Raw genomic sequence first — 5,336 nt, forward strand, 5'->3', positions numbered from 1 at the left:
GGGTGTAAACCCTGGCGATGACCTACTCTCGCATGGCTTGAGCCACACTACCATCGGCGCAGCTGCGTTTCACTTCCGAGTTCGGGATGGGATCGGGTGGTTCCACAGCGCTAATTTCACCAGGGAGGCGGTTGGAGCGTCGCCATCCGGTACAGCTGGATAAGGCGCCTGCCTCTCATAGATCTTGTGACGTAGCGTGCACTTGGATGCTCTTACGACGCTGTCGTAAAGCCAAGGCAACTTGAGGTTATATGGTCAAGCCGCACGGATCATTAGTATCAGTTAGCTCAATACATTGCTGTACTTACACACCTGACCTATCAACCACGTAGTCTACATGGTTCCTTCAGGGGGCTTGTGCCCCGGGAGATCTCATCTTGAGGCGCGCTTCCCGCTTAGATGCTTTCAGCGGTTATCGCTTCCGAACATAGCTACCCGGCAATGCCACTGGCGTGACAACCGGAACACCAGAGGTTCGTCCACTCCGGTCCTCTCGTACTAGGAGCAGCCCCTCTCAAATCTCCAACGCCCATGGCAGATAGGGACCGAACTGTCTCACGACGTTCTGAACCCAGCTCGCGTACCACTTTAAATGGCGAACAGCCATACCCTTGGGACCGACTACAGCCCCAGGATGTGATGAGCCGACATCGAGGTGCCAAACACCGCCGTCGATATGAACTCTTGGGCGGTATCAGCCTGTTATCCCCGGAGTACCTTTTATCCGTTGAGCGATGGCCCTTCCATACAGAACCACCGGATCACTAAGTCCTAGTTTCCTACCTGCTTGATCCGTCGATCTTGCAGTCAAGCACGCTTATGCCTTTGCACACAGTGCGCGATGTCCGACCGCGCTGAGCGTACCTTCGAGCTCCTCCGTTACTCTTTAGGAGGAGACCGCCCCAGTCAAACTACCCACCATACACGGTCCCCGACCCAGATAATGGGCCCAGGTTAGAACGTCAAGCACGACAGGGTGGTATTTCAAGGATGGCTCCACTGCAGCTGGCGCCACAGTTTCATAGCCTCCCACCTATCCTACACAGACGAACTCAACGTTCAGTGTAAAGCTATAGTAAAGGTTCACGGGGTCTTTCCGTCTTGCCACGGGAACGCTGCATCTTCACAGCGATTTCAATTTCACTGAGTCTCGGGTGGAGACAGCGCCGCTGTCGTTACGCCATTCGTGCAGGTCGGAACTTACCCGACAAGGAATTTCGCTACCTTAGGACCGTTATAGTTACGGCCGCCGTTTACTGGGGCTTCGATCAAGAGCTTCGCCTTGCGGCTGACCCCATCAATTAACCTTCCAGCACCGGGCAGGCGTCACACCCTATACGTCCACTTTCGTGTTTGCAGAGTGCTGTGTTTTTGATAAACAGTCGCAGCGGCCTGGTTACTGCGACCCTCTTCAGCTATAGCTCGCACGAGCCACCAAAAAGGGTGCACCTTCTCCCGAAGTTACGGTGCCATGTTGCCTAGTTCCTTCACCCGAGTTCTCTCAAGCGCCTGAGAATTCTCATCCTACCCACCTGTGTCGGTTTACGGTACGGTCTGCGTAAGCTGAAGCTTAGGAGCTTTTCCTGGAAGCGTGGTATCAGTGACTTCGCCATAAAGGCTCGTCTCGGTGCTCGGTCTTAAAGGATCCCGGATTTGCCAAAGATCCAAACCTACCGCCTTTCCCCAGGACAACCAACGCCTGGTACACCTAACCTTCTCCGTCCCTCCATCGCACTTACGCGAGGTGCAGGAATATTAACCTGCTTCCCATCGACTACGACTTTCGTCCTCGCCTTAGGGGCCGACTCACCCTGCGCCGATTAACGTTGCGCAAGGAAACCTTGGGCTTTCGGCGTGCGGGTTTTTCACCCGCATTATCGTTACTCATGTCAGCATTCGCACTTCCGATACCTCCAGCAGACTTCTCAATCCACCTTCAACGGCTTACGGAACGCTCCTCTACCGCGCATAACAAAGTTATGCACCCCAAGCTTCGGTTCTGTGCTTAGCCCCGTTAAATCTTCCCCGCAGACCGACTCGACCAGTGAGCTATTACGCTTTCTTTAAAGGGTGGCTGCTTCTAAGCCAACCTCCTGGCTGTCTGTGCCTTTCCACATGGTTTTCCACTTAGCACAAAATTTGGGACCTTAGCTGTGGGTCTGGGTTGTTTCCCTTTTCACGACGGACGTTAGCACCCGCCGTGTGTCTCCCATACAGTCCGTCTCGGTATTCGGAGTTTGCAATGGTTTGGTAAGTCGCGATGACCCCCTAGCCATAACAGTGCTCTACCCCCGAGAGGATACATATGAGGCGCTACCTAAATAGCTTTCGAGGAGAACCAGCTATCTCCGGGTTCGATTAGCTTTTCACTCCTAATCACACCTCATCCCCTACCTTTGCAACGGGAGTGGGTTCGGGCCTCCAGTGCGTGTTACCGCACCTTCACCCTGGGCATGACTAGATCACCCGGTTTCGGGTCTACTGCCCGCGACTATGCGCCCTTATCAGACTCGGTTTCCCTTCGCCTCCCCTATACGGTTAAGCTTGCCACGAACAGTAAGTCGCTGACCCATTATACAAAAGGTACGCAGTCACTCCTTGCGGAGCTCCTACTGCTTGTACGCACACGGTTTCAGGTTCTATTTCACTCCCCTCTCCGGGGTTCTTTTCGCCTTTCCCTCACGGTACTGGTTCACTATCGGTCGGTCAGTAGTATTTAGCCTTGGAGGATGGTCCCCCCATGTTCAGACAGGGTTTCACGTGCCCCGCCCTACTCGTCTTCACTGGAATGGCCCTTTCAGATACAGGGCTATCACCTTCTATGGCCGCTCTTTCCAGAGCGTTTTCCTAGAACCAATCCAGCTTAAGGGCTAGTCCGCGTTCGCTCGTCGCTACTTACGGAATCTCGGTTGATTTCTTTTCCTCTGGTTACTTAGATATTTCAGTTCACCAGGTTCGCTTCCAGCAGCTATGTATTCACTGCAGGATACCCGCAAGCGGGTGGGTTTCCCCATTCGGACATTACCGGATCAAAGCTTGTTGCCAGCTCCCCGATACTTTTCGCAGGCTGCCACGTCCTTCATCGCCTCTGACCGCCAAGGCATCCACCGTGTGCGCTTATTCGCTTGACCATATAACCGCAAGTTGCCTTGGGTTATACATGACCCGGGGGTACAAAGCCCGGATACGAATATAACGACTCAATCAATAAAGAGACTTGCGTCTCTCGCCTTAGCCTCACGACACGTCTGATAGAACATCTCAAACGCTCGCTACGTCACAAGTTTTAAAAGAACACGTACCAGCCACAGTGCTGATGCGTATAAAGATCGAATGTATGCGTCATTCAGAGAATGGTGGGTCTGGGAGGACTCGAACCACCGACCTCACCCTTATCAGGGGTGCGCTCTAACCACCTGAGCTACAGACCCGGAGCTTGTTTCTTAATCTCCCTGGTGGAGCCTGTCGGGATCGAACCGACGACCCCCTGCTTGCAAAGCAGGTGCTCTCCCAGCTGAGCTAAGGCCCCAGAAAGGGACATCTCACACCGGCCTGGCCGATGCAAATCTCTGAATGCAGGTACTTTGTGAAGGCGCCCGACAGGACGATGCTGTCTTTGCTCAAAAGGAGGTGATCCAGCCGCACCTTCCGATACGGCTACCTTGTTACGACTTCACCCCAGTCATCGGCCACACCGTGGCAAGCGCCCTCCCGAAGGTTAAGCTACCTGCTTCTGGTGCAACAAACTCCCATGGTGTGACGGGCGGTGTGTACAAGGCCCGGGAACGTATTCACCGCAGCAATGCTGATCTGCGATTACTAGCGATTCCGACTTCATGGAGTCGAGTTGCAGACTCCAATCCGGACTGAGATAGGGTTTCTGGGATTGGCTTACCGTCGCCGGCTTGCAGCCCTCTGTCCCTACCATTGTAGTACGTGTGTAGCCCTGGCCGTAAGGGCCATGATGACTTGACGTCATCCCCACCTTCCTCCGGTTTGTCACCGGCGGTCTCCTTAGAGTTCCCACCATTACGTGCTGGCAACTAAGGACAAGGGTTGCGCTCGTTGCGGGACTTAACCCAACATCTCACGACACGAGCTGACGACAGCCATGCAGCACCTGTGTTCGAGTTCCCGAAGGCACCAATCCATCTCTGGAAAGTTCTCGACATGTCAAGGCCAGGTAAGGTTCTTCGCGTTGCATCGAATTAAACCACATACTCCACCGCTTGTGCGGGCCCCCGTCAATTCCTTTGAGTTTCAGTCTTGCGACCGTACTCCCCAGGCGGCGAACTTAACGCGTTAGCTTCGATACTGCGTGCCAAATTGCACCCAACATCCAGTTCGCATCGTTTAGGGCGTGGACTACCAGGGTATCTAATCCTGTTTGCTCCCCACGCTTTCGTGCCTCAGTGTCAATGTTGGTCCAGGTAGCTGCCTTCGCCATGGATGTTCCTCCTGATCTCTACGCATTTCACTGCTACACCAGGAATTCCGCTACCCTCTACCACATTCTAGTCGCCCAGTATCCACTGCAGTTCCCAGGTTGAGCCCAGGGCTTTCACAACGGACTTAAACGACCACCTACGCACGCTTTACGCCCAGTAATTCCGAGTAACGCTTGCACCCTTCGTATTACCGCGGCTGCTGGCACGAAGTTAGCCGGTGCTTATTCTTTGGGTACCGTCATCCCAACCGGGTATTAGCCAGCTGGATTTCTTTCCCAACAAAAGGGCTTTACAACCCGAAGGCCTTCTTCACCCACGCGGTATGGCTGGATCAGGCTTGCGCCCATTGTCCAATATTCCCCACTGCTGCCTCCCGTAGGAGTCTGGACCGTGTCTCAGTTCCAGTGTGGCTGATCATCCTCTCAGACCAGCTACGGATCGTCGCCTTGGTGGGCCTTTACCCCGCCAACTAGCTAATCCGACATCGGCTCATTCAATCGCGCAAGGCCCGAAGGTCCCCTGCTTTCACCCGTAGGTCGTATGCGGTATTAGCGTAAGTTTCCCTACGTTATCCCCCACGAAAAAGTAGATTCCGATGTATTCCTCACCCGTCCGCCACTCGCCACCCAAGGAGCAAGCTCCTCTGTGCTGCCGTTCGACTTGCATGTGTTAGGCCTACCGCCAGCGTTCACTCTGAGCCAGGATCAAACTCTTCACTTAAAACTACATGATCCGAAGATCAAAATTTAAAGCTGCAGATGATTGATGCTGGCAACGTATCGCTTGCTTTAAAACAATTAATAGTTGCTTGATCAAACGTCTGCAAGATGGACAATCATCCTTCCTGCAGGCGCCTTCACAAGATACCTGCGCATACTTTCAAAGATC

At 53.7% G+C, this 5,336-nt stretch carries 2 tRNA genes and 3 rRNA genes; all 5 read right to left on the reverse strand.

Going from position 1 to position 5,336, the window contains the following annotated elements:
- Positions 1–9 precede the first annotated feature (9 nt).
- The 5 genes from rrf to O0J15_RS20210 all read right to left on the reverse strand — a co-directional run bounded on the left by rrf (position 10) and on the right by O0J15_RS20210 (position 5,168).
- Positions 10–124: ribosomal RNA gene (gene rrf / locus O0J15_RS20190) — 5S ribosomal RNA — on the reverse strand.
- A 127-nt stretch (positions 125–251) separates the two neighbouring features.
- Positions 252–3,131: ribosomal RNA gene (locus O0J15_RS20195) — 23S ribosomal RNA — on the reverse strand.
- A 223-nt stretch (positions 3,132–3,354) separates the two neighbouring features.
- Positions 3,355–3,431 (reverse strand) — tRNA-Ile (locus tag O0J15_RS20200).
- A gap of 22 nt (positions 3,432–3,453) precedes the next feature.
- A tRNA-Ala gene (locus tag O0J15_RS20205) sits at positions 3,454–3,529 on the reverse strand.
- Positions 3,530–3,623: 94 nt separating this feature from the next.
- Positions 3,624–5,168: ribosomal RNA gene (locus O0J15_RS20210) — 16S ribosomal RNA — on the reverse strand.
- Together the 16S, 23S and 5S rRNA genes with 2 tRNA genes alongside form the textbook arrangement of a ribosomal RNA operon.
- Positions 5,169–5,336: the final 168 nt, after the last annotated feature.

It is taken from the genome of Stenotrophomonas sp. Sm10 (assembly GCF_030985515.1).
Taxonomy (GTDB): domain Bacteria; phylum Pseudomonadota; class Gammaproteobacteria; order Xanthomonadales; family Xanthomonadaceae; genus Stenotrophomonas; species Stenotrophomonas hibiscicola.